Genomic DNA, 19,578 nt, shown 5'->3' with positions numbered 1-19,578 from the left:
GTGTCAGCCGATCCCGTCATCGCTCAGGACACGAACCCAGCCCAGGAGAAACGCGCCGGACTCGACGAGCGCGACGGCGTGGTCGGCGGTCAGCAGGGCGCAGTCGCAATGATTGTCAGCAGCGGTCTTGGTAATGAAGGACAGTTCCTTGATGATGTCGGCGATGCCGTCGGCAAGTTCCTCGGGCACCGGCGCGGTGTCCCAGTGGCGTGTGCACAGGCCGACGGCGACGTCGACATGTCCGGCTCGGCGTGCGGCGTCGGCCCACCCGTCGGGTAGGTCCACTTCACGCAGCAGCAGGTGTCGCGGGGTGTCGTCGTACCCGCCGTGGCCGATGCGGATCGCGATCCAGGGTGGTCGATTCCCGACCGTGTTCTCGGTGGAGATCCGCAGTGTCCATGCGGGCTCGTCGTCATCGTCCAAGGCGGCGAGGCTAGTGATGCCTTGGCTGCCCAGGTACAGCTCCAGTTCGGTCGACCACGGGAAGACGCCGCGGCCGTGGTCCTCGACGATGCGGGCGGTCAGCAACAACATCGCATGCCGGATGCCGTCTTCGGGGTCGGTGTCCAGCAGGGCATGCACACCGAAGTCGACCGTGCCGATCAAGTCAGGCCGGTCGGCAGCGCGCAGACCGAGGTACAGCGGGCCGGGCGGAAGCTCGGTCTCCGGCACCCAGTCCATCGAGGACGGCTTGCAGGTCGCGTGGTATTTCCGCGTGGTCACGTGTCGGGTCACCGGTGCGAAGTCCGGGTCGTAGGCGGTAACGACCGGTGTGATGGCGCAGTCGGCCGTGCGGGCGTCGCCCGGCTCGCCACATAGGTCGCAGGCAAAGGTGGCGGGCAGGTTGTCGAGCCAGGCGTACAGGTCGCGGCGGTCACCGCGCCGACTGTCGCCGGACAGCCAGTCGCGTACCTCGTCGGTGAGCACCCATCGGTGCTTGGGCTGCCACGGCTGGGCCGAGCCGACGACCTGACGCAGGGCGGCGGCATAGGACATGCCGGGGCGGGCGGAGAGTGCTCGGGCTTGCGCCTTGCGGGGGTCGGGCGGCTCGGCGTTGGTGGAAGTCATGGTGGAAGGACCCGTTCACATCGACGGCGGAAGCAGTGCAGAACAACAGGTGTTAGGACCGAGCGCGCGGTGAACGCGCTCGGGAGACGTGATGCGTCACGTCCTTGGTCGGCATCCATCCTGCCACTTGGTCATCCGTCTGCAGCAGCCCCGCGAGCATGGTGCACCGTGGTCGAGGCCGAAGTGAACCAGCAACGTGCGCCTCGTCTGCACAACCGCGAGACACGCCACAGCCGTTGCTACCCGTCATCGTGGTCGCGGTCATGGCGGCAGCTGTGACTGTGGTGCGCCGTTCGTCCATAAATCGCACATTGCCGGGCAGCCTGAACACACGGTGAGATCGGCTGTGGTCGTGCTGGCACGAGTCGCGTACAGCCGGGTTTTCGACGGGTCGTGCGGTGACCGCTGGTCAGTAACCGAACCCGGAGCCAAGGGCCTCGTCGATGTCCTCGGGGTCGTCGTAGCGGTCCAGTTCCTCGGCGGCCTCCTCCGCGCGGCTGTCGATACGCAGGTCGTAGCCTTCGGCGTCGTAATCAGCTGCCAGTTCATCGGCGTCCTCGACTCGGTCCTCGGCGAGTTCGATGACTTGGGCGCGTAGGGCGTTGATGCTCTCCTGGTTGGCTGAAAACTGGTCGTCGGGTGCGGTCACGATGGGCCTCCAGTGGTCGGTGAGGTTCTTCCAGGCGCGGGCGCGGGCGTCATTGCCTCGGGGTTGAGCGCCCAGCGGGACATCAGGGCTGGGTGTGGTGACGTGGTAGGTCTCGCGGTAAGCCGCTGCCGCTGCGGCGAGTTCGTCCCAACGGGCTGCGGAGGCGGGAGGCTCGGGTCGGGGGCCGAGACCGGCAGTCCAGTCCGGCTGCATCAGGGCGATGTCATCGCGCAACTGGGACGTGCGGTCGGCGATGGCCTGTGCGAGCTGGTCAAGGTGCCGGGTCAGGTCTGGCTGGTCGGCCAGTGCTGCCGGGTCGGCGGCGTCCAGCCAGGGCAGCGGGCCGCGGCGCTGCGACAGTTCCTCGGGCGGGTTGGCACGCTGCATACGCTGTTCGATGCGCCGGTACAGCACGGCGGCCGGATCGCGGGCCCCGTCGATACCGGCGAGGCTGTCGGCATCGGGTACAGCCTGTTCGACGATCCAGCCCTGCTCGTGAGCGCGGTGCAGCAGCCTTCGTAGCGCCGGTTCGGCATCGCCGTTCAGCGTTGCCGGGGCGCGGGTGGTGAGCACCTGGGTGATTCGGTCGTCGAGATGCTGTTCGTTTGCTGCCCGCGCGCTGCGTTCGTAGCGGTGTGCAAGTTCGGACAGCCGCTCCTCGACCGGTGCGGCGGTGACCATCTCGTCGGCAATGATGGCGTCGAACAGTTCGTCGGGGTCGATGGTGTCGCGGAGCCGGTCCAGTGCGCTGGTTGGTTGTCCGGTGGTCGCCGTCTGCTCGGCATCAGCTGGTTCGTCGGCCTCCGGCGGGGTCCATTGGGTGATGAGGTCGCGCCAGGCACGGGCTTGTAGCCCGGTGCCGTGGGGTTCGTTTCCCAGCGGGTGGCGTGGGTCGTCGGTGGTCACCCGGTAGGTGTCGCGGTAGGCCGCGGCGAGCCCTGCCAGCCGATCCCAGCGTTCCGCTGCTGTGGGATCGTCGAGTGGGCGCGGGCCCAACGCGGCGGTCCAGGCCGGTTCCTCGGCGGCAACGGTGGCGCGCAGTTGACCGACACGGGCACCGATGGCGTCGTTGACCCGATGGACGAAGTCCAGCAATTCCGGCTGTTCGGTGAGCCGGTGGTGATCGGGGTGTGCCAGCCACGGCAACGCGGGCTGCCATCCGCCGCCGTGCTCGCGCTGCTGGCGCAGTGCCTCGTCAAGCTCGGCGGCGGTGAACCGGTGATCGGGCATCGGGTCGTTGGTGGGTCGTGCGGCGAGCGAACGAGCGGCGTCAGTCACTGCTGCGTCGGCGTCCAGACCTTGTTCAGCGGCGGCTGCCGCCACCTGCCACACCCGTTCCCAAGTGCTGTCCTCGACTGCGGCGGTGGCGTCGTGGTGCTCGACGATCTCGCGCCACCGGTTAGTGAGGGCGAGCGTAGGTGCGGCGGTACGTGCGGGCGCGACTTCGTTCAGGACACGCTGCTGGATGCGCCAGCGCAGTATCGCGGCCGGGTCGTCGACGGCATTGTCGCTGTCGCCTGTGTCCGGCAAGCCACCAGCCACCGCGGCGGACACGAGCCGGTCGGCCTGCCAGCCTAGGGCTTGGGCAGTGCGCAAGGTCTGCCGGAGTGATGGTGCGGCGGGATACTCCAGCAGCGTCGGAACGTGCTCGGTGAGCACCGCCTCGACCTGTTCCTCGGTGCCCAACAGCGCGACGTAATCGTGACGGCCGACCAGGGTGTGCAGCGACTCGGAGGCGACCAGGGCGTCGCGCAACTCCTCATTGGCCGAGGTTTCCGCCGACGAGCGGGTCAGCGCGGCCTCCAACACGCCGCGCGCGGTCTGGTCGAGTGGGGTTTCCTGATGGGAGTCGATGGTGTGCTGGTGGGTCTCGACGTAGACCCGGTTGTCATCCACAGCGCGGGTGATGAGGGTGTAGAGCTGTTCGCGAGAGATGCCCTGGGTGACGATCGCATGCGCGGAACCGGCGCTGGTCATGCCTTGGACACGGTTGATCGTGGCGGCATAGGCAAGTTCGACATACTCGGCGACATAGTCGGCCGGGACCACCACAGTGCCCCGGTTGACCTGGTGGCGCAGCTTGAGCCCGCCGCCCTTGCGCACGGCCAGCACGTCCCAGGTGTCACCGTTCTTGATGAAGTCCTTGCCCCCGAACAGGGTCTTGAGTCGGTCGTTGTGGCGGGTGACGACCCAGTCACCCCGACTGGCGTGGGTGCCGTCGTGCAACTGCACGGCGTGGCCGTCGTCGGCGATGTCGCCGCGGAGTTGGCGCAGGGCGCGGGCTTCGAGGTTGAGTGCGGTGACATCGGAGTTGGTGGGCACGATCAGCAACGACTGGCGACCGGCATCCAAGTCGGCACGCCAGGCGTGGTGGGCGGCGTCGCGGATGGTCTCGCGACTACCGCCGTTGACCCAGCCTTGCTCGAAGTAGAAGTCCAGCCCGGTGGCATCGCCCGCGTGCAGTGACAGGGAGGCGGCACGCTGGTCGGGGTCGTCGAAGCGCACTACCTGGGTGAGTCGCACGGCGCCGTTGAGGTGTTCGAACCAGCGGACCGCTCCCCCGGCTTCGACCGCGGCGAGCTGCTTGTCATCGCCCACCAGGCGGACGTCCGCGCCGCGCCGCAGCGCGTAGGACACCACGCCGTGCAGGGTGTGGGTGCCAGCCATCGACACCTCGTCGACGATCAGCACGTCACCGCGGCGGAACGGGAACGCTTTCTCCACCACGCCGATCCGCTGTGCGGTGGTCACCTGGTGCAGGGTGTGCGGCCGCGCGTCGATCGAGTCGGCGAGCACATGCGCGGCCCGCGCGCTGGGCCCGAAAGCGAACACCCGCCCGCCCTCGGCGCGCACGATGTCGGCATAGACCTTCATTGCGGTGGTCTTACCCGCACCCGCCGGCGCGTAGAGCAGCTGCACCCGGCGACCCGAAGTGGCGAAGGACGCGACAGCGGCGCGCTGTCCGCGGTTGAGCCTGCGGGCCTTGGCCAGCGCCTGTTCCACGGCTTCTGGCCGGAGACGGCGGCCGTCGGTGAGTGCGCCCCACGCGGCGAGCGCGGATTCCTCGCGCAGGGTCCGGCCGGTGGTGTACCGGCGGCTGTTGTGCTCGACGAACACGCTCTCGCCGGAGCGGCGCCGCAACGCATTCGGCTCCTCGACCACCGATGGCGCTTCCAGAGCGACGATGTCCGCCGAGCCGAGCGCCGAGCGCACCACATCGGCGATCAGCTCGTCACGGCCGCCGTCGGCGACGCGCAGGTGTGCGGTCTGCCGATGCGCTTCAGCCTCGACGTTCCACCGGTTGAAGTGGGAGTAGTAGTCCGAGACGGTTGCCAGGGTGGCTTGGGCGAGTTCGTTGATGTCGACTTCGGACAGCGCTTCGGGTTGGCTGCCGAACACCCGTTGCCCCAGCTGGTCGATCGCCTCGGGAGTGACCATCTCCTCGGCCTGCGCTCGCCAGCGGCGCAGGTGATCGGACAGCGAGCGCGGGGCTTGCTTAGCGGCGCGGGTGCCGTATTGCGCCCGTTTGGAGATCTCGAGGATTTCCTTGGGCGAGGGTTCGCGGCCGTGGTTGTGGCGGAACGCGACGATCCGGCGGGCGCGGTCCTGCTCGACCTGTGAGGCGCGCTGGGAGAACCCGGCCAGCAACTCGTTGGGTAGGCCGTCCAGTTCCCAGGTCGGCCGTTTGAGGTCGATGCCGCCGGCGGGGCGTTCGGTCCAGGACGCTCCGTGTTCGCGGAACAGATCGCGGATGCGGGAGTTGTAGAACTCGCTCATGGTGACTGAGGCGGCCAGGATGGTGCGGCCGTCCAGCGTGGTCCAGCGGCCGTCCGGGCCTTGGACCTTCGCGCTGATGGGTACGTGGGTGTGCAGGTGCGGGTCGCCCGCGCGGGAGTCCCAGTGCTCGAAGATGGCCGCGGCGATGCCCGTGACGTCGTGCTGGGTGTAGCCACCGGCCCCTTTGCGGGTGAAGGCGACGTTGTCCTCGAAGTACGTGAGGGTGTCGAGAACGGCCCGACGGTGCAGGCTCACCACCAGGTCGCGGTGGGTGTCGTCCAGCGCGAATTCCACACTGACCGACTTCGGCGGCGCGAGCACCAGCTCGTAGCCGCTGGTGGCCGACTTCATAGCCTTCTTCTGCTCGGCCAGCCACTTGGTCAGCTCATCGTCAGAAGGCTTATGCCCCTTGTGCGTGTCGGCGTAGGTCTGCGCTTGGACGTCTCGGCGGATGGTTGCGCGAGTCGCGTCGTCGATCGGAGCGCCCGGCGGGTGGTCATGGTCGAGGTTGTGCTGTTTGTAGGCGGCGATGACCTTGCCGCGCACGACGTCGGCACCGTCGTACTGTGGGAACCGGTAACCGAGCTTGGTCGCCGCCAAAGCCTCGGCCTCGGTGCGCCCGTCGGCGATCATTTCCGCCTGGATGCGATCGGCATCGGGGTGACGTCCTTCGCCGAACAGCGCGTTCATCTGCGCCGCGGTGACCTCACCGGACATGCTCAGCTCGGCCGCTCCCCGGCCGAACCACTGGCCGGGCGGGTAGCCGTGCGCGAGGTAGTAGTCCGACAACGACTCGCCCGCGTCGAGTTCGCGGTCCGCGCACGCCACCGACCCGGTCAGGTAGTCATACCCGCCGGGCGAGAGCGTGCGCACACCGATCACCGAACAGACCACCAGTTTGTCCACATGAGTTGACGTCCATACTAGTTGACAATTTTCACTGCTATCAGCATTGGTTAATCGATTCAGCGACGTCATGCACTCAGAGTGCAAGAGGTGCTGTGGCGTGAGAGGCTGGCGGACCTGCGATGGTGCGGCAGGGTGGTCGGGACTGGTGGCGGGGCTGGGAGGCGGGCCGGTGCGGACTGGGTGCGGAGGTCGCGGGAGGCGCGGGCGTGACGGTGGGGTGCAGGCACGGCGAGAAGCCGGGGGCCTTGTGACGAGCTGGGCCTGTCATGCGCTGCGGGGGCCGGCCCCTGCGGACCGGCCCCCAGTGGTGGGCTAGGCGGCGTAGTCCAGTTCGCGGCACTCCGTGCACTGGCCGTCGTCGGCGGCCAGGTGCCGCACGTCGTGCGGTTCGCGGCCCTTACCGCAGGTGCCGCAGTTGGGCAGCGTGGCGCTGTCGGCCTGCTCGGCAAGGTGGTCGGTCAGCGTGCGGCACTCGCCGCACTGGCCGTCATCGACGGTCAAGCCGGTCACGTCGTTTTCGCCGCGCGACGCTTCACACCCGTGGCAGGCTGCGAGCTTGCCCGCCTTGGCCTTGCGGGCCAACGCCTTGGCGGGGTCGGCGGGGCGGCGCTTCCGGGCGGCGGGCTTGACGGGCGCGGCAGCCTGGGGTGCTTCCGGGGCCGGGGGCGTCGCGGCGGCCTTGCTCGGCGCGGGCGTCACGGGGGCCAGCTCCTGGGCGGGAGTGTCCTCGGTGGCGGTCTTTTCGACGGCCTTCGCGGCGGTGACCCTGCGGCGCTTGGTCGCGGGCTTGGTCGCGGCCGACTCCTGGGCGGATACCTCCGGCGGGGCGGTCTCCGGGGCGGATGCCGTAGGGGTGGCGGCGTTCTCGGTCGGAAGGTTGGCCATGACGTAGTCCGCGATGGCGGCGCGGACATCGGCGCGGATGTCGGACTCGGGGACCTGCCGCCATTCGGCGCGCAGCAGCACCCGTGCGGTGTCGGAGCCGTAGACGGTGTGGATGGTCAAGCAGCGCGCGGTGACGGCGTCGCTGAGACTGTGTCCGATGGGAAGTTCCGGGATGTAGGGGCGGTCGGCTTCTCGACAGAAGAGGCACAGTCCGTCGTCACCGTGCCCAGCGGTCATGCGCTCGCGGGGCAGGTCGTAGCCACCCCGGCTGATGGCGCACGAGAGACACCGGAAGGCAACATCGGTGCCGCAGAGGGCGGCGCGGTCGTAGTCGAACCCGGAACCGTAGGGCTTGTCGGCTTCCGCGCGCTCGTCGCGGTCTTGGATCTGCTCACCCTCGGCCACCCCGGCACGCTCGGCGGTGTAGGTGTTGAACGCTGCGGCGTCGGACTGCGCTTGCCGGTCGCGGCGGCGGCGGCGCAGGTCGTTCCTCTGCTCGGTCTTGACGGCACTCGAAGTCTGGTGTTCGTTGCGGGAGTTCCGACGGTCGGCACGGTTGTTCTGCGACTGGGGGCGGCGCTGCTCGCCGTTCTTCGGCGCGCACGCGGCGATGATCGCGCGATCTTCGGCGGTGGGCGCGGACTCCCACCACTTGCGGAGGATGTCCACAGCGGTGCGCGGGCGCTGCTCCAACAGGGTGGCGATCCGCGCGATCAGCCACAGTTCGCGGGTCTCGGCCTTGTTGACCAGCTTCTTTCCCAGCTTGCGCGCGGCGGGGATGTCACCGGCTTCCACAAGCGTGGTCAGCTCGGCAATGGTTTCCGGAACAGAAACAATGCTAGGCATTACATTAACTCCGATGCTGCTTTTCTGCGGTTACCGAGTTTGGCGTTCCCGGTTTTTCTTACAGCTTGAGTCTAGCAATAACTGCGGCCGATTAGCAAGTCCTGAGCCACTTACGGGACAATTATTTGGACTACTTTTTAACTCGTGACAACTCTCTGACCTGGTCTTTTATTACTCAAAATCGTGAGCGCACAACGAAATCCTATTCGCGCTTAACTGATTGCCGCCCTTTCTTCCCCGTTCCCCCTGTCCCTGCCATCTCTTGTGTCGTGGCAGTCGTGTCAAGGTGGGCCCCGAAAAAGATTTTGGCGGAGCTTGCGGAGTCAAAATGTTTTTTGGGTGCCTTGACACGACTGTCACGACATAAGACGATCGAGGTCAGGGGGGCCCTGGTGACCACTCAGCGCGCTTGAGGTGAGTCGCCGGATACCAACCCAGGTGGGTGCGGCTCGCGTATGGGTTGTCGGTCGGGAGCGGCGGGCAGGCGCGACCGATCACTTCGGCGGCGGCGCTGTCAGGGTGAGCCTGCCAGTCGGCAGTGCACCGCAGCCGCCAGAGCGGGGTGGACCAAGCGTCCGCGGTGCACGGCCTGGCATGGCCCCCATCAGCTCCGTGCAGGCGACTCGTCGACATCGCGGTCGGGGCGCACGACGACCCGGCAGACCGGCGCGTGCGGTCGGCGGCGGTCGGTCACCGGATGCGCCGAGCACCACGAACCAGTCGAGTGATCGTCGGGACCCAGTTCGTGGACGTAGGGCAGGAAATCCCAACGACCCACCAGGCCGCAACTCATCGGCATGCCGCATCGGCGACAAGAGGCCGACCAGCTCACTTGGTCGTCGAACACAGGCAGGGGGCCGTCGATCAGGACGGGTTCGTGTAGCGCGACGCGGCCTGCTTCGACGGGAGTCGCCATGCCGCCGCCGGGAAAGCCGGACCTGACGTAGACGCGTTCACCGCGGGGCAGGGCCTCGACGTCGGCGGGTCCCTGCATGCCAAGCAGGTCGCCGTGGCGGTCACTGGCGACGGCGACCCGGCGACTGCCGGGAGCGTGGTAGTCGTAGTGCAAGTCACCGCCGTAGTAGGCCCGCGTGAAGCGGGCCAAGGCGAGCAGGCGGGTGCCGCCGTACCAGCCGGGCACCCACTGGCGGTGCGCTGCGGCTCCGAATGCTCCGACCAGGCCGGAGCGCTTGGCAGCGCTGTCGGTGATGGTGAATCCGAGTCGGATCAGGGTGTCGTGGACCTGCTCGAGCGGGACGAACCGCCAACTGCCGTCGGTGGTGCGCTGACGCAGCGCGTCCTCCCACATCGCCGCGAGGGCGGGCAGGCCCTGCCCTGCGGCGGTCTCCAACTGCCCAGGGTGCAGGTAGGGCTGGTAGTGGTGTGGGGTCGGGCCAATGACGGGGTTGCCGTCGGTGTCGGCGAGCAGGAACGACAGCGACAGCCTTCCGGACTGCTCGACCTGCAGGACGTGCAGGGGCGGGTCCAGTGTCGGCAGGGTGCTGCACTGGGCGAGGTTGTGCTCGACGACCCGCACCCGGTCGTAGTCGGTGTCGGCTGCCGCCCACTCGACTGCGACGCTGTCGGTGAAGTCCGCGCGGCCACTGCGGATCGGCGTGGTGTGCAGCACGCTGCCCATTCGATGGAAGACCGCACCGAGGTCTGGTCGCACGATCAGCGGGTCGCCATAAGTTGGACTGGTTCCGGTGGTGGCGCTGGCGTCCTGCCGCCGGAACTCCGCGACCGGGTGGGTGGCGGAGGCGTAGTCGAGGACACCTGTTGAGGGGAACCACGGCACAGTGCAGAAGCCGGGTCCATCAGCCGTGCCGTGGTCAGTCGGGCCCCAGCTGGCAGTAGACGTATCCGGGTTGATCTCGATCGACACGGAACCTGGGTCGGGAGTGGATGGTTGCCGCATAGTCGGGAACCTCCTGGCAAAGTCGCGACCGACCTGGTGAGTCGGCACCCCCAGGGGTCTGGGAGCGGAGCGTGGTCGGCCGTGTCGGTATGGGGTTGTCCAGCGCGGTTTGCTGGACAACCCCATACCGACACGGCACGCTCCAGCGCTCCCAGACCTCACACCACAACCCTGGGGGCGTGCCCGTGACCGCATCTGAACGGTGCCTTTGCTGTTGCCGACCGGCTACACTGGGAAATGCGATCGGTTGGGTCTTGCTGAGTCCTTGTGGCCGACGTACGTCTGATCGCAGTTTTGGCGAATCCGTCTTCGGGCGGTGAGCCCTTCGGGGCTTATGCGATCGGCAACCTCAAGGCGTGTCCCACCTTCAGGTGGGACACGCCTTTTGCCTTGCACCCAGCTTTTCCCTCCTGCTGCCTGACAACCCTTGCAGTTGAACAAGCTCCTATCAGGCTTCATACCCGTCAGCAACGTCCATATGAGTTGCCCTAGAGGTATCGTGACTGCTGGAACCGACCGGACGGGTTGGCTACGAAGGAGGCAGGGCATGGTCGAGTCGACGAAACCGGGGCGCCGCGCGCGCCGATCGACCAAGGTCAGCCGCAGGCTTGAGGAGGCGCGGCGGCGCAACGCCGAGCAGCTCGCAGCGCAGCGCGATCAGGAACGGCGGGTCGAGGATTCATTGGCGGTGTTCTTCGATGCGGGCGACCAACTCCTCGCTGAGGAGCAGGAGTGCCAGCGGCGGATCGAGCCGCATGAGCGCGCAATCGCGAAGCTGCGTGAGCAGTTCGCCTTGGTGGTGGCGGAGCGGGAGACGGCGCAGGCTCGGGCTGCCTTGGCCATCCACGAGGCCGACCGGACCGTGGAGCAGGTCGGCGAACTGTTGGGGTTGGGTGAGAAGGCTGCTCGGCGGTTGATCGCAGCTGGACGAGACGCTGCCGCGCAGGAGGCGACGGCCGGGCAGGCCGACGATGACGTTAAGCCGTCGGCCTCGGCGACGAACCCTGGGGCGGGCGTCCACCGGCAGGAACCAGGCAGCGACAACGACTCCGCAGTCACAGGACAGACCACGGCGAACGGAACAGCGGCCGGGCTGACGGAGCGTCCTGCTTGGGCTGTTGGAGATCAGGACGCGTCGGCGGTCGACGCGTGAGACGGTGGAAGGGGGCGGGCCAGGTCACCTGGCCCGCCCCCTTCCACCCATCACGTGCTGTTCAGCGCGGCCGAGTCAGCGACTGTCGCCGGGGACGCGCCACAGGCGGTTGGACCCATGCCACGAACACGGTGTGGGTGGCGCGGAACCAGCGCGTCCACAGCACCGCGGTGACTATCGAGCCGATCAGCATCAGCAGCAGGGTGAGGTTGATCGGTACGCCCGGTTGACTTCCGCCGACGGCCAGTGGTGTGAGGACGGCGCCTGCTGCCGCGCCCCAGAGCGTCCGGCGGTGAGTGATGCTCGGCAGTAGCCAGAACCTGGTCAGCCGAGCGACGCCTGTCGTGAGCAGTGCCCCGAGCAATGCCAGGCCCGGCACGGCGGCGGCCCATATGCTGCCGGGGGCGAACACGCTGCCGGTGATCACGGCGATCAGGCCAGCGGTGGCGGCGCCGAGGTAGGAGCCGACGCCGGCGGCGCCGATGAAGCGCATGTAGAGAACTACTGCGGTGACCCTCATGTTGTTCGAGGGTAGGGCATTGCGGCGTTGTGGTCGGCGTTTATCGTCGGTTCGGAGACGCTGTGGCGTACCCAAGGTGGGGACTCTCACTTCACACCTGTTTTCCCGCTGCGTGACGTCCGGACGCGGTCACCGCGGCGTCCGTCCACCAGGCGCAGAGTCTTACGACCATGACCTCGCTCCCTGTCGGTGGATGAGTTATACCGATGCTTGGGGAGCACGGGTGTCGCAGCGTTGCCGTCGATCTGATCGGCGGCATCGCGATCACCGGGAATCGGTTGGAGGGCCCGGATCACACCACCGCTCCGGCAGGTTGCGGTTAGCCACTGCGGCCACCGTTGCCGTCGCGATGGCCTTGTGGGGGTGGTTCGCGGTGTCGGATGTGCTCATCGGGCCTCTTGGAGGGTTGTGAGGGCACGGACGACCTGCCCGTACAGCGGTGTGCGGTTGCAGACGGCGTGCCGGAACCAGATGCTCGCAAGAGGTCCGCCAGGCGGCTGGCCGGGATGCGGCGTAGCACCCCATTGACCGGCGTCCGATTGGCGTTAAGGGCTCCCGTCGTGGACTGCGGCAGGCTGCGACGTGCTTGGCGAGCGGGAGCAATCCGAGCCGCGGCCGAAGACCATGACTTATCGCAGGTGCCGGGGCGGACGGTCGTGGGCATCGCGGCGCTCGATCACGGAGGTGATCCGCGCCGCGGTGACGAGGTGGCTGGTAACGGCTTGTGGGCGGGCATCCTGGCAGGGTGTGGGTCAGCGGCCGATTCGGGATCGGTGCCAGGCGATCGCGCCGATCCGGTCGAAGCTGTAGCCAATCTTGTGCTGCTGGCAGTGGTCGCAGCAGCCGATCGGGCGGCCGTGGGAGCAGTCGCCGAAGTCGCCGTGCTCGCAGAAGCCGCAGACGAACGCGTGCAGGCCTCGCCCGTCGCGCAGCAGAAGCACCTGGCAGCCTTCGCCGGGCACCTCGTGCACGTCGAGCAGGTCGTAGTCGTCCACGAGGTTCACCGGTCGGTCGACGAGGAAGGAGCCGATCTTGGCGATCTCGTCGAGGGAGACCTGGTCCACCAGTTCCTGCTGGGTGTCCTTGTCGGGGACCGGCGGCGCGTCAGGGTGAGCAGCCCGTTGCCCCCGGCCCATCCCAGAAGGAACGCCTCTGCCAGGCCGCGCGAGTCGAAGGGACCGAACCACGGGCGAGGCGAGTCGACCGCGGCGATCAGCAGTGCGCTGGTGGCGGGGTCGGCGTCCTCGTCGAGGTCGACTCCGTCGGGGCGTGGGCCGCGGGATGGGTCGAGGTCCGGGTCGTGTGGGGTGGCGTGGACGTGGCCGTCGTCGGTGACGGCTAGGAATCCGATCAGGGTGTGGCCGCCGTTGTAGGACACCATTTCGCGCACGGTATCGCCGACTCGACCGAGAATGACGTGATCAAGGGTGGCCAGACCGGTGAACACCGAGGACCCAGTCAGGGGTGTCGACGCCGGGTAGCGGGGCAGGCCGTCCTCGACCCCGTTGGCGGTTGCGGCCGATGGCATCACCTGCCGGTCCTGTGACACCGCAGGAGCGGTGTCCACGTAGTGGCGCCGGGCGCGGCGTGTGGGCGGTAGCGGCGCCCGGTAGGTAGCGTCGTCGTGACGCGTCCAGCTCAGCGCGCCTGCCGCATCGTGGTGAGCGAGCGAGGTGGCTGCGGTCAGGTGGTTTTCGACCGGGTCGTCGTCAGTGCCGTCGTCGCTGTCGTGGAGGTTCCACAGCTCGATCTCGTTTCCGCTCTCGTCCGTGCCGAGCACGGCGATCAACGAGGTGCGGGAGTCGACGATCTGCACCACGGCGGCGGTGGCATCGCGGTGGCGCCAGCGCAGCAACCGAGCGACCCTGTCCATGCGACGGCGGAAGACGGCACCGGTATCAGTGTCGTTGGCGGCGGCGGCGTGGCCGTGCGGTGGGTTGTCGCTCATCCGATGTTCTTCCAGACGACAAGTCCAGTGGTGGCTGTCTTCGTGTGAGGTGTGGTTCAGCGCCGCGGCGCGTGTCGGGCTGGGACCGAATGCTGCAACTTCCGTCCAGCAGGACCAGAAGCGAGGTATGTCGATCAGCTCGGTGCACATTCAGGCCCGAAGGCTGGGGACGCTCCGGTGGCCGAGCGCCTTCGGTGATGGAGTGGCAGTGCTGGTACCGGGATGGGCTGGCGTGTAGGCGCACTCAACTCCTGGGGTACCGGTCCCGCGGTGGTTAGCGACCTGCCGTCATCCGCCGTCCAGCCCAGCCGGGTGTGGCTATCGCCGAGTCACGCCTAGCTGACGCTTGACGACATGCGTTCGTTGAGCACGCGGTACAGGCTGGCGGTCAGGTTGCGCACCACCGTCCACATGGCGGGCACGGTGAGCTAGCTGCACGGAGGCCCTCATGGTGTCGTCGTCGGTATCGAAGTGCACGCAGGACACGCGACAGCCGATGGTGGCCGGTCGCGGCACGCTGGCCATCAACGAATCCAGGTCCGCAGTGGAGCCGGCGAACTGCCCGCAGGACCGGCTGGACGTCCAGGGGGACCTTGGCTGTCGACTCACCATGCGCCTTGGTGCCTGGCTGCCGGTCCTGCGGGTATTGCTGGAGCGCTCGTCGGGCGGTGGAATACGACCTGGGACAGCACGGTGTGTCCGTGATGTCCTCAGGACTGGATGCGATCCATCTCGCTACCCAAGTCGTTGATCGCTGCCATGTAGCGCGCGCAGCCGTCCTGATCGCCGTCTGCCGCTGCCATGTCGCGACGTCCGGTCAGACGCAATGATTCATAGGTCAGGTACTCGAGGTACTCGGCAGGGGTCGTGGGTTCGACATCATCTTCTGTCGCTGGCTGCTCGTCGTAGTGCTTGCCGGAGTCGACGGGGTCGGCACGGTTTTCGAGTTCGAGGACGGCTAGGTCGTCGACGGCCTGGATTTCTGTGCCGCGGTACACGGTGCCGTCACCAAGGGTCATGCCGTCGCGGAGTCTGCCCAGCAGGCGACGGAGTTCGTGGAGTTCTTCATCGCTCATCAGTTCGTAGATGACAGCCTCCTATTCTCACCAGCACAAGAGAAGCGTGAAGGCAAAGCGGGAACGTTGATGTCGGTCCGACCGTGTGCCCGACCAGAGGGTCGGGCCCGGAGTGCTCCGGGTTTGACGGGTTGGTGAATCTGGGGCCGAACCGCGGGCACTGCCACGGGCTGGGCCAGGACGGACCGTCCTGGCCCAGCCCACCACCAAGCTCACCTAAGCCACGATCAGATATCCAGAACCGCTTGGTCGTGGCACTCCCAACACATCCACTTCGCGTCGCGGCACTCGCACCCAGGCGCGCACCCGCGACGGGTGCCCCAGTAGGTCCGACACATCTCTGACTCGAACGGGTCGGGGCCGAAGTACTCAGCCACCGCCCCGCAGTCGCACTCGCCAGCCTCGTCACCGTCGTTCTGATCGTCGGTGTCCATCGTGGTCCCTTCGAATCGGCGATACCGATTCGCGATGACACGAAGGGAAACCAGGAGCACCGTCCGGCCTGGACGAACCTGAGGAGTGGGTTGAGCGTGCGCGGGTTGGCCGCTGGGCCGGGACATCGAGCCCGGCCCAGCGACGGGGAGAAAGGTCAGAAGGGGGGCGCGTCGGCGAAACCGGCGCCGCTGTAGCTCGCGACCGGGGCGGAGCCCCACGGGTCGTGAGCGGAGGCGCCATCGTCCCCGCGGGGTGCGGAGGAGCCGCCGCCCTCACCCCCGCCTCGACTGACCTTGCTGACCTTCGCGGTCGCGTAGCGCAGCGAGGGGCCGATCTCGTCGACCTCCAACTCCATGACGGTGCGCTTCTCGCCTTCCTTCGTCTCGAAGGAACGCTGGCGCAGCCGCCCGGACACGAGCACACGCGAACCACGCGTGAGCGTTATGGGGGGTCGTCCAGACGGTGTCCTCGATGTAGGTATGGTTGTTGATCTTGGTGTCGGGTGTTCGTCACGGACACCCGACACTGCTGTGTCCATGACGTGAATCTGGGGTTTTGTGGTGCTGGTTCAACGGCTGCGGTCTGGCGGCGGCCCGGTGTCGTACACGGTCGTCGGGCCGGACCATCTTCCGATCTGGCCGGTCGACGACTTCCTGTCTGGCTTGACTGCTCGGCGGCGGTCGCCGAACACCGTGCAGGCCTACGCTCATGACTTGGCCGATTTCTTCACCTGGCTGGATCAACGAGGCCGGGACTTCCGGACGTTGACGCTGGAGCAGCTGGGCGAGTTCTTCGACTGGCTGCGCAAGCCTCCGGCGACGCGGACACCGGGGTATTCGTCCTGCCGAGCGCCGAGTCGGCGCTGAACACCAGCACGCTTGTCCGCAAACGTGCTGCGCTGGGGAGCTTCTACCGATTCCACTCGCGCCGCGACTCCTCCATCCCGGCCCTGCTCGGTGATCCCCAAGGACGTCGTCCCACGGGCAACTACGTGCCGATGCTGGTCCACACCCAGCGCCGTGGGATCGACGTCGACGGCTACAGCCCCATCGCGCTGAAGCCGGTCCGAGCGATCCCAAAAACGTTGACCAGCAACGAGGTTGCGCGAGTGCGTGCCGCGTGTCAGCGAGCTCGGGAGCGGTTCTGGGTCACGTTGCTCGACCAGACCGGACTACGGCGCGGGGAGGCGCTCGGGTTAAGGCACGAAGACCTGCGGCTGCGAGCTGGCGAGGTCCATGTTGTCCCGCGCGAGTTCAACGTCAACGAGGCCCAGGTCAAAGGCCTCAAAGCCCGCACGGTCCCGATCGGTCCCGCGGTCCTGGACTCCTACGCGGACTACATGGAAATCGAGTACAGCACGCTCGACAGCGACTACGTGTTCGTCAACCTCTTCGGCTCCTCCGCTTCCTACGGGGCGCCGATGACGAGGGATAACGTCAAGGACATCACCTCCAGACTGCGCCGGCGCAGCGGTGTCGCCCACTACTCGTCCCATGTTCTGCGGCATACCTACGCCACGCGGCTTCTGCGAGCGAAAGTACCGGTCGAGGTGGTCTCGGAACTGTTGGGACACAACAGTGTCCAGACGACCTGGGACATCTACGGCCACCTGACCATGGAAGATCACCGCCGGACGCTGGTCCAGGCAGGCGTTCTGGCCGGGGTGAACTGAGCGATGGCAGCGCTTGTCGAACGGCAGCGTCAGGGTCCGCAGCTGCTGGAACTGCTCATGGAGACCGTTCGGCCCGAGTTCCGTGCCGAGCCGTTCCGTCCGCCACGTGACAGCCGGGTGTTCTACACCGGAATCTGCGTGGTCCCGGTCTGCGCGATCCTGATCAGTCACACGGCCAAAGGGCTCTGCGAGGGGCACTACCAGCGCTGGAAGACCCATGAGCGGAATACGCCCGAGGTCGTGTTCGAGCGCTGGCTCGTCAGCGAGAACGACCACACCAGGCGACGCAAGGCGCCGCCGGTGGACTGCGCGATCAAGCAGTGCAACCGCGCCGCGAAGTCGCACAGCCTGTGCCATCGTCATCTTGAAGGATGGACCCGACACGGGCGTCCGGACGTGGCTACCTGGATCGGCCGGACCACCTACTCATCGCCGGCGACCAACGGCCTCGGCGAACGCGACTGCAGCTTCCCGATCGGCTGTCCTCGGTGGACAGACGGCCCGAACATCGCGCTCTGCCGGACGCACTACGAACGCTGGCGCACCCGCGGACGCCCCGACCTCGCCGAGTGGTTCCGCGACCTCGAACACGCGGGAGATCCCCGGCTGAAACTGGCACACCTGGAACGGCATCTGCGCCTGGAGGTCCAATTCGGGCTGCAGTGCCGCCATGACGAAGCCAGCAAGCGCACGATGATCCGCACCGTCCGAGAATCGGTCGGTCTGCTGGAACGTGCCGTCGACGACGGTCTGACCAGCCTGCTCGACTGGGACGACAAACGATGGAAGGCATTCGTCGGCAGCAACCGTAAAGGCCGCACCAGCACCAAATCCACCGCGTTGCAGTTCCTGCGCGACACCCGCCTGCGGCTGCAGATCCTGGGAGCCGACGGTGATCCCTGGGCCGACCAGATGCCCCGCGATACCTGGGACCTGCGAGTGTTCGGCATTCAAAACGAGTCGGTGCGCTACTACCGGTTCGGAGGCATCCCGCAGCAATGGCTGCGCGAGGTGGTCAAACGCTGGTCTCGCTGGCGCCTGACCCAGGACGTCGATCCGGCCACGCAGTCCATCAACATCGCCGGGGTGACCAAGTTCGCGGTCTTCCTCGGCGCGAGCGCGACTGTCGCAGACCTTGATCGCGACCGCATCGAGCAGTGGCTGGCCGCCCTGCTGCTCGACTACCCCGACGCCAACACCCGCCGGACGAAGATCACGTCCCTCGCGACGTTCCTGCGCGACACTCACCGGCACTCCTGGCTGCCGGGTCTGTCGCCGACCGCGTTCTGCTACGACGACACCCCACCTCGCAAGCCGTCCAAGCCGCGCTGGATCCCCGAAGACGTCATGCGCCAGATGGAGGCACCGGCAAACCTCGCGCTGTTCCCCAGCGACGACGGACGGCTGATCCTCAAAATCCTGATGAACTGTGGTCTTCGGCTCAAAGACGCCCGCAAGCTCCCGATCGACTGCATCGTCCGGGACGAATCAGGCGCCCCCTATCTCGCTTGGCTCAACTACAAGATGCGCGGCCGGATGGCGTTCTTCCCCATCAGCGAGGACCTCGCCACCGACATCACCGAACAACAACGCCGAGTCGCCGAACGCTTCCCGCAGGGCTCGGCATGGCTGTCCCCCGGCCACCAGGCCAACCTCGACGGCACCAAGTCCGCGACCAACAGTTGGTGGCGAAGCCAGCTGAAAGTCTGGCTGGGGACGATCAAACTCGTCCACAAGGACAAGCCGACGAAGGTCACCGCCCATCAGTTCCGCCACACCGTCGGAACTCGCCTGATCAACGCCGACGTCCCTCAACACGTGGTACAGCAACTACTTGACCACATGTCGCCCCAGATGACGGCTATCTACGCCCGATTGCTCGACAAGACGGTCCGCGAGCACTGGGAACGAGCCACAAAAGTCAACTCCGCGGGCAAGGTCGTCGAGCTCGACGACGGGCATCCCTTGGCTGACGCGCAGTGGATGCGCCTGTCGATGGTCCGCGCGAAGGTCACGCTGCCCAACGGCTACTGCGGCGCTCCCATCCAGACCGACTGCGAATATGCCAACCCGTGCCTGGACTGCCGCTTCTTCCTTACCACCAGCGACTTCCTGGACCAGCACACCAGACAACGCGACGAGACCATACGGCTGATCACCGACGCGGAGCACTCGGGAATGAAGCGGATCGCCGAGAAGAACACGAAGGTGTTGATCAAACTGGACACCCTCATCGCGACGCTGAAGAAGACCGGCCCGCAGCAGATCGTGGCCGGCGGCCAAGTGGAGGACCTCGATGCCACCGGCTGACAACAGCGCATTCCTGCTCGAAGCCACCCAACGGCGCAGCCGCGAAGCGCGAGCTCGCGCCGAGAAAGCCATCACCGCCGCGCAGAAGACCAGGAAGCCGGTGACGGTCGCCGGAATCGCCCGCACCGCGAACGTTTCTCGGTCCTGGCTCTACACCAAGACGGATCTGGTCGCCGCGATCAACCAGATCAAGGAAGGAGCCCCCTCACCAGCCCGAACCGGCCCGCAACCCGCAAGCATCGCCTCGCTTCGCGCCAGGCTCGACGCAGCTCTAACGCGCGTGAAAGACCTGCGCGCCGCCAACGCCGACTTGACTAAACGGCTGGAGACGGCCCACGGCGAGATCAGGCGACTCCGCATAGATGCTTCCTCGTAGTGGTTCTGGCCGGGCGGATTTCCGGCCAGAACCACT

General features: G+C 67.1%; 13 protein-coding genes and 1 pseudogene. 5 read left to right on the top strand and 9 right to left on the bottom strand.

Going from position 1 to position 19,578, the window contains the following annotated elements; genetic code table 11:
• Positions 1–3: 3 nt before the first annotated feature.
• From RM788_RS33890 to RM788_RS33875, 4 genes are all read right to left on the bottom strand, one after another.
• Complete coding sequence (locus RM788_RS33890) at positions 4–1,068, bottom strand: hypothetical protein (protein ID WP_315922731.1); 1,065 nt, start codon at positions 1,066–1,068, stop codon at positions 4–6.
• A gap of 409 nt (positions 1,069–1,477) precedes the next feature.
• A complete protein-coding gene (gene mobF / locus RM788_RS33885; RefSeq protein ID WP_315922729.1) occupies positions 1,478–6,472 on the bottom strand; it encodes a MobF family relaxase in 4,995 nt (1,664 codons plus the stop codon).
• 243 nt (positions 6,473–6,715) lie between these two features.
• Positions 6,716–8,134, bottom strand: a complete 1,419-nt coding sequence (locus RM788_RS33880; RefSeq protein WP_315922727.1) for a hypothetical protein — start codon at positions 8,132–8,134, stop codon at positions 6,716–6,718.
• Positions 8,135–8,738: 604 nt separating this feature from the next.
• The gene (locus RM788_RS33875; protein ID WP_315922725.1) at positions 8,739–10,019 is read right to left on the bottom strand and encodes a hypothetical protein; all 1,281 of its coding nucleotides are present in this window, start codon (positions 10,017–10,019) and stop codon (positions 8,739–8,741) included.
• A 580-nt stretch (positions 10,020–10,599) separates the two neighbouring features.
• Between RM788_RS33875 and RM788_RS33870 the strand changes: the two genes are divergently transcribed.
• Entirely contained in the window at positions 10,600–11,205 is a 606-nt protein-coding gene (locus RM788_RS33870; protein WP_315922724.1) for a hypothetical protein, read from the top strand.
• Between the two features lie 61 nt (positions 11,206–11,266).
• On the opposite strand, the gene RM788_RS33865 is transcribed toward RM788_RS33870, so the two are convergent.
• The 5 genes and pseudogenes from RM788_RS33865 to RM788_RS33845 all read right to left on the bottom strand — a co-directional run.
• The gene (locus RM788_RS33865) at positions 11,267–11,725 is read right to left on the bottom strand and encodes a hypothetical protein (protein ID WP_315922721.1); all 459 of its coding nucleotides are present in this window, start codon (positions 11,723–11,725) and stop codon (positions 11,267–11,269) included.
• Positions 11,726–12,477: 752 nt separating this feature from the next.
• The gene (locus RM788_RS33860; protein ID WP_315922719.1) at positions 12,478–12,789 is read right to left on the bottom strand and encodes a hypothetical protein; all 312 of its coding nucleotides are present in this window, start codon (positions 12,787–12,789) and stop codon (positions 12,478–12,480) included.
• Positions 12,726–13,823 (bottom strand): hypothetical protein, encoded by a 1,098-nt coding sequence (locus RM788_RS33855; RefSeq protein ID WP_315922717.1) that lies wholly within the window; start codon positions 13,821–13,823, stop codon positions 12,726–12,728. The genes RM788_RS33860 and RM788_RS33855 overlap by 64 nt, the downstream gene beginning before the upstream one ends.
• A 560-nt stretch (positions 13,824–14,383) precedes the next feature.
• Complete coding sequence (locus tag RM788_RS33850; protein WP_315922715.1) at positions 14,384–14,749, bottom strand: hypothetical protein; 366 nt, start codon at positions 14,747–14,749, stop codon at positions 14,384–14,386.
• A 589-nt stretch (positions 14,750–15,338) separates the two neighbouring features.
• Positions 15,339–15,626, bottom strand: a pseudogene (locus RM788_RS33845) (single-stranded DNA-binding protein); the annotation flags it as partial.
• Between the two features lie 115 nt (positions 15,627–15,741).
• Between RM788_RS33845 and RM788_RS33840 the strand changes: the two are divergent.
• The 4 genes from RM788_RS33840 (at position 15,742) to RM788_RS33825 (ending at position 19,542) form a co-directional block, all read left to right on the top strand.
• Positions 15,742–16,050, top strand: a complete 309-nt coding sequence (locus tag RM788_RS33840) for a site-specific integrase (protein WP_315922713.1) — start codon at positions 15,742–15,744, stop codon at positions 16,048–16,050.
• Positions 16,051–16,181: 131 nt separating this feature from the next.
• Positions 16,182–16,856: a tyrosine-type recombinase/integrase gene (locus RM788_RS33835; protein ID WP_315934828.1), complete on the top strand. Its 675-nt coding sequence runs from the start codon at positions 16,182–16,184 to the stop codon at positions 16,854–16,856.
• Positions 16,857–16,859: 3 nt separating this feature from the next.
• On the top strand, positions 16,860–19,166 hold the full coding sequence (locus RM788_RS33830; protein ID WP_315922711.1) for a tyrosine-type recombinase/integrase: 2,307 nt from the start codon (positions 16,860–16,862) through the stop codon (positions 19,164–19,166).
• Positions 19,153–19,542 carry a DUF6262 family protein gene (locus tag RM788_RS33825; RefSeq protein WP_315922709.1) on the top strand — a complete coding sequence of 130 codons (390 nt, stop codon included), beginning with the start codon at positions 19,153–19,155 and terminating at the stop codon, positions 19,540–19,542. Before RM788_RS33830 ends, RM788_RS33825 begins: the two co-directional genes overlap by 14 nt.
• The last annotated feature ends 36 nt before the right edge of the window (positions 19,543–19,578 follow it).

The organism is Umezawaea sp. Da 62-37, assembly GCF_032460545.1.
Classification (GTDB): Bacteria; Actinomycetota; Actinomycetes; order Mycobacteriales; family Pseudonocardiaceae; genus Umezawaea.
This window is presented reverse-complemented; position numbering and strand designations above follow the sequence as displayed.

Excerpts from the sequence above, each read along its gene's own strand:
- RM788_RS33890 (WP_315922731.1), bottom strand. The coding sequence starts at position 1,068 with ATGACTTCCACCAACGCCGAGCCGCCCGACCCCCGCAAGGCGCAAGCC.
- mobF (WP_315922729.1), bottom strand. The coding sequence starts at position 6,472 with ATGACGTCGCTGAATCGATTAACCAATGCTGATAGCAGTGAAAATTGT.
- RM788_RS33880 (WP_315922727.1), bottom strand. The coding sequence starts at position 8,134 with ATGCCTAGCATTGTTTCTGTTCCGGAAACCATTGCCGAGCTGACCACG.
- RM788_RS33870 (WP_315922724.1), top strand. The coding sequence starts at position 10,600 with ATGGTCGAGTCGACGAAACCGGGGCGCCGCGCGCGCCGATCGACCAAG.
- RM788_RS33865 (WP_315922721.1), bottom strand. The coding sequence starts at position 11,725 with ATGAGGGTCACCGCAGTAGTTCTCTACATGCGCTTCATCGGCGCCGCC.
- RM788_RS33855 (WP_315922717.1), bottom strand. The coding sequence starts at position 13,823 with ATGTGCACCGAGCTGATCGACATACCTCGCTTCTGGTCCTGCTGGACG.
- RM788_RS33850 (WP_315922715.1), bottom strand. The coding sequence starts at position 14,749 with ATGAGCGATGAAGAACTCCACGAACTCCGTCGCCTGCTGGGCAGACTC.
- RM788_RS33835 (WP_315934828.1), top strand. The coding sequence starts at position 16,182 with ATGCTGGTCCACACCCAGCGCCGTGGGATCGACGTCGACGGCTACAGC.
- RM788_RS33830 (WP_315922711.1), top strand. The coding sequence starts at position 16,860 with ATGGCAGCGCTTGTCGAACGGCAGCGTCAGGGTCCGCAGCTGCTGGAA.
- RM788_RS33825 (WP_315922709.1), top strand. The coding sequence starts at position 19,153 with ATGCCACCGGCTGACAACAGCGCATTCCTGCTCGAAGCCACCCAACGG.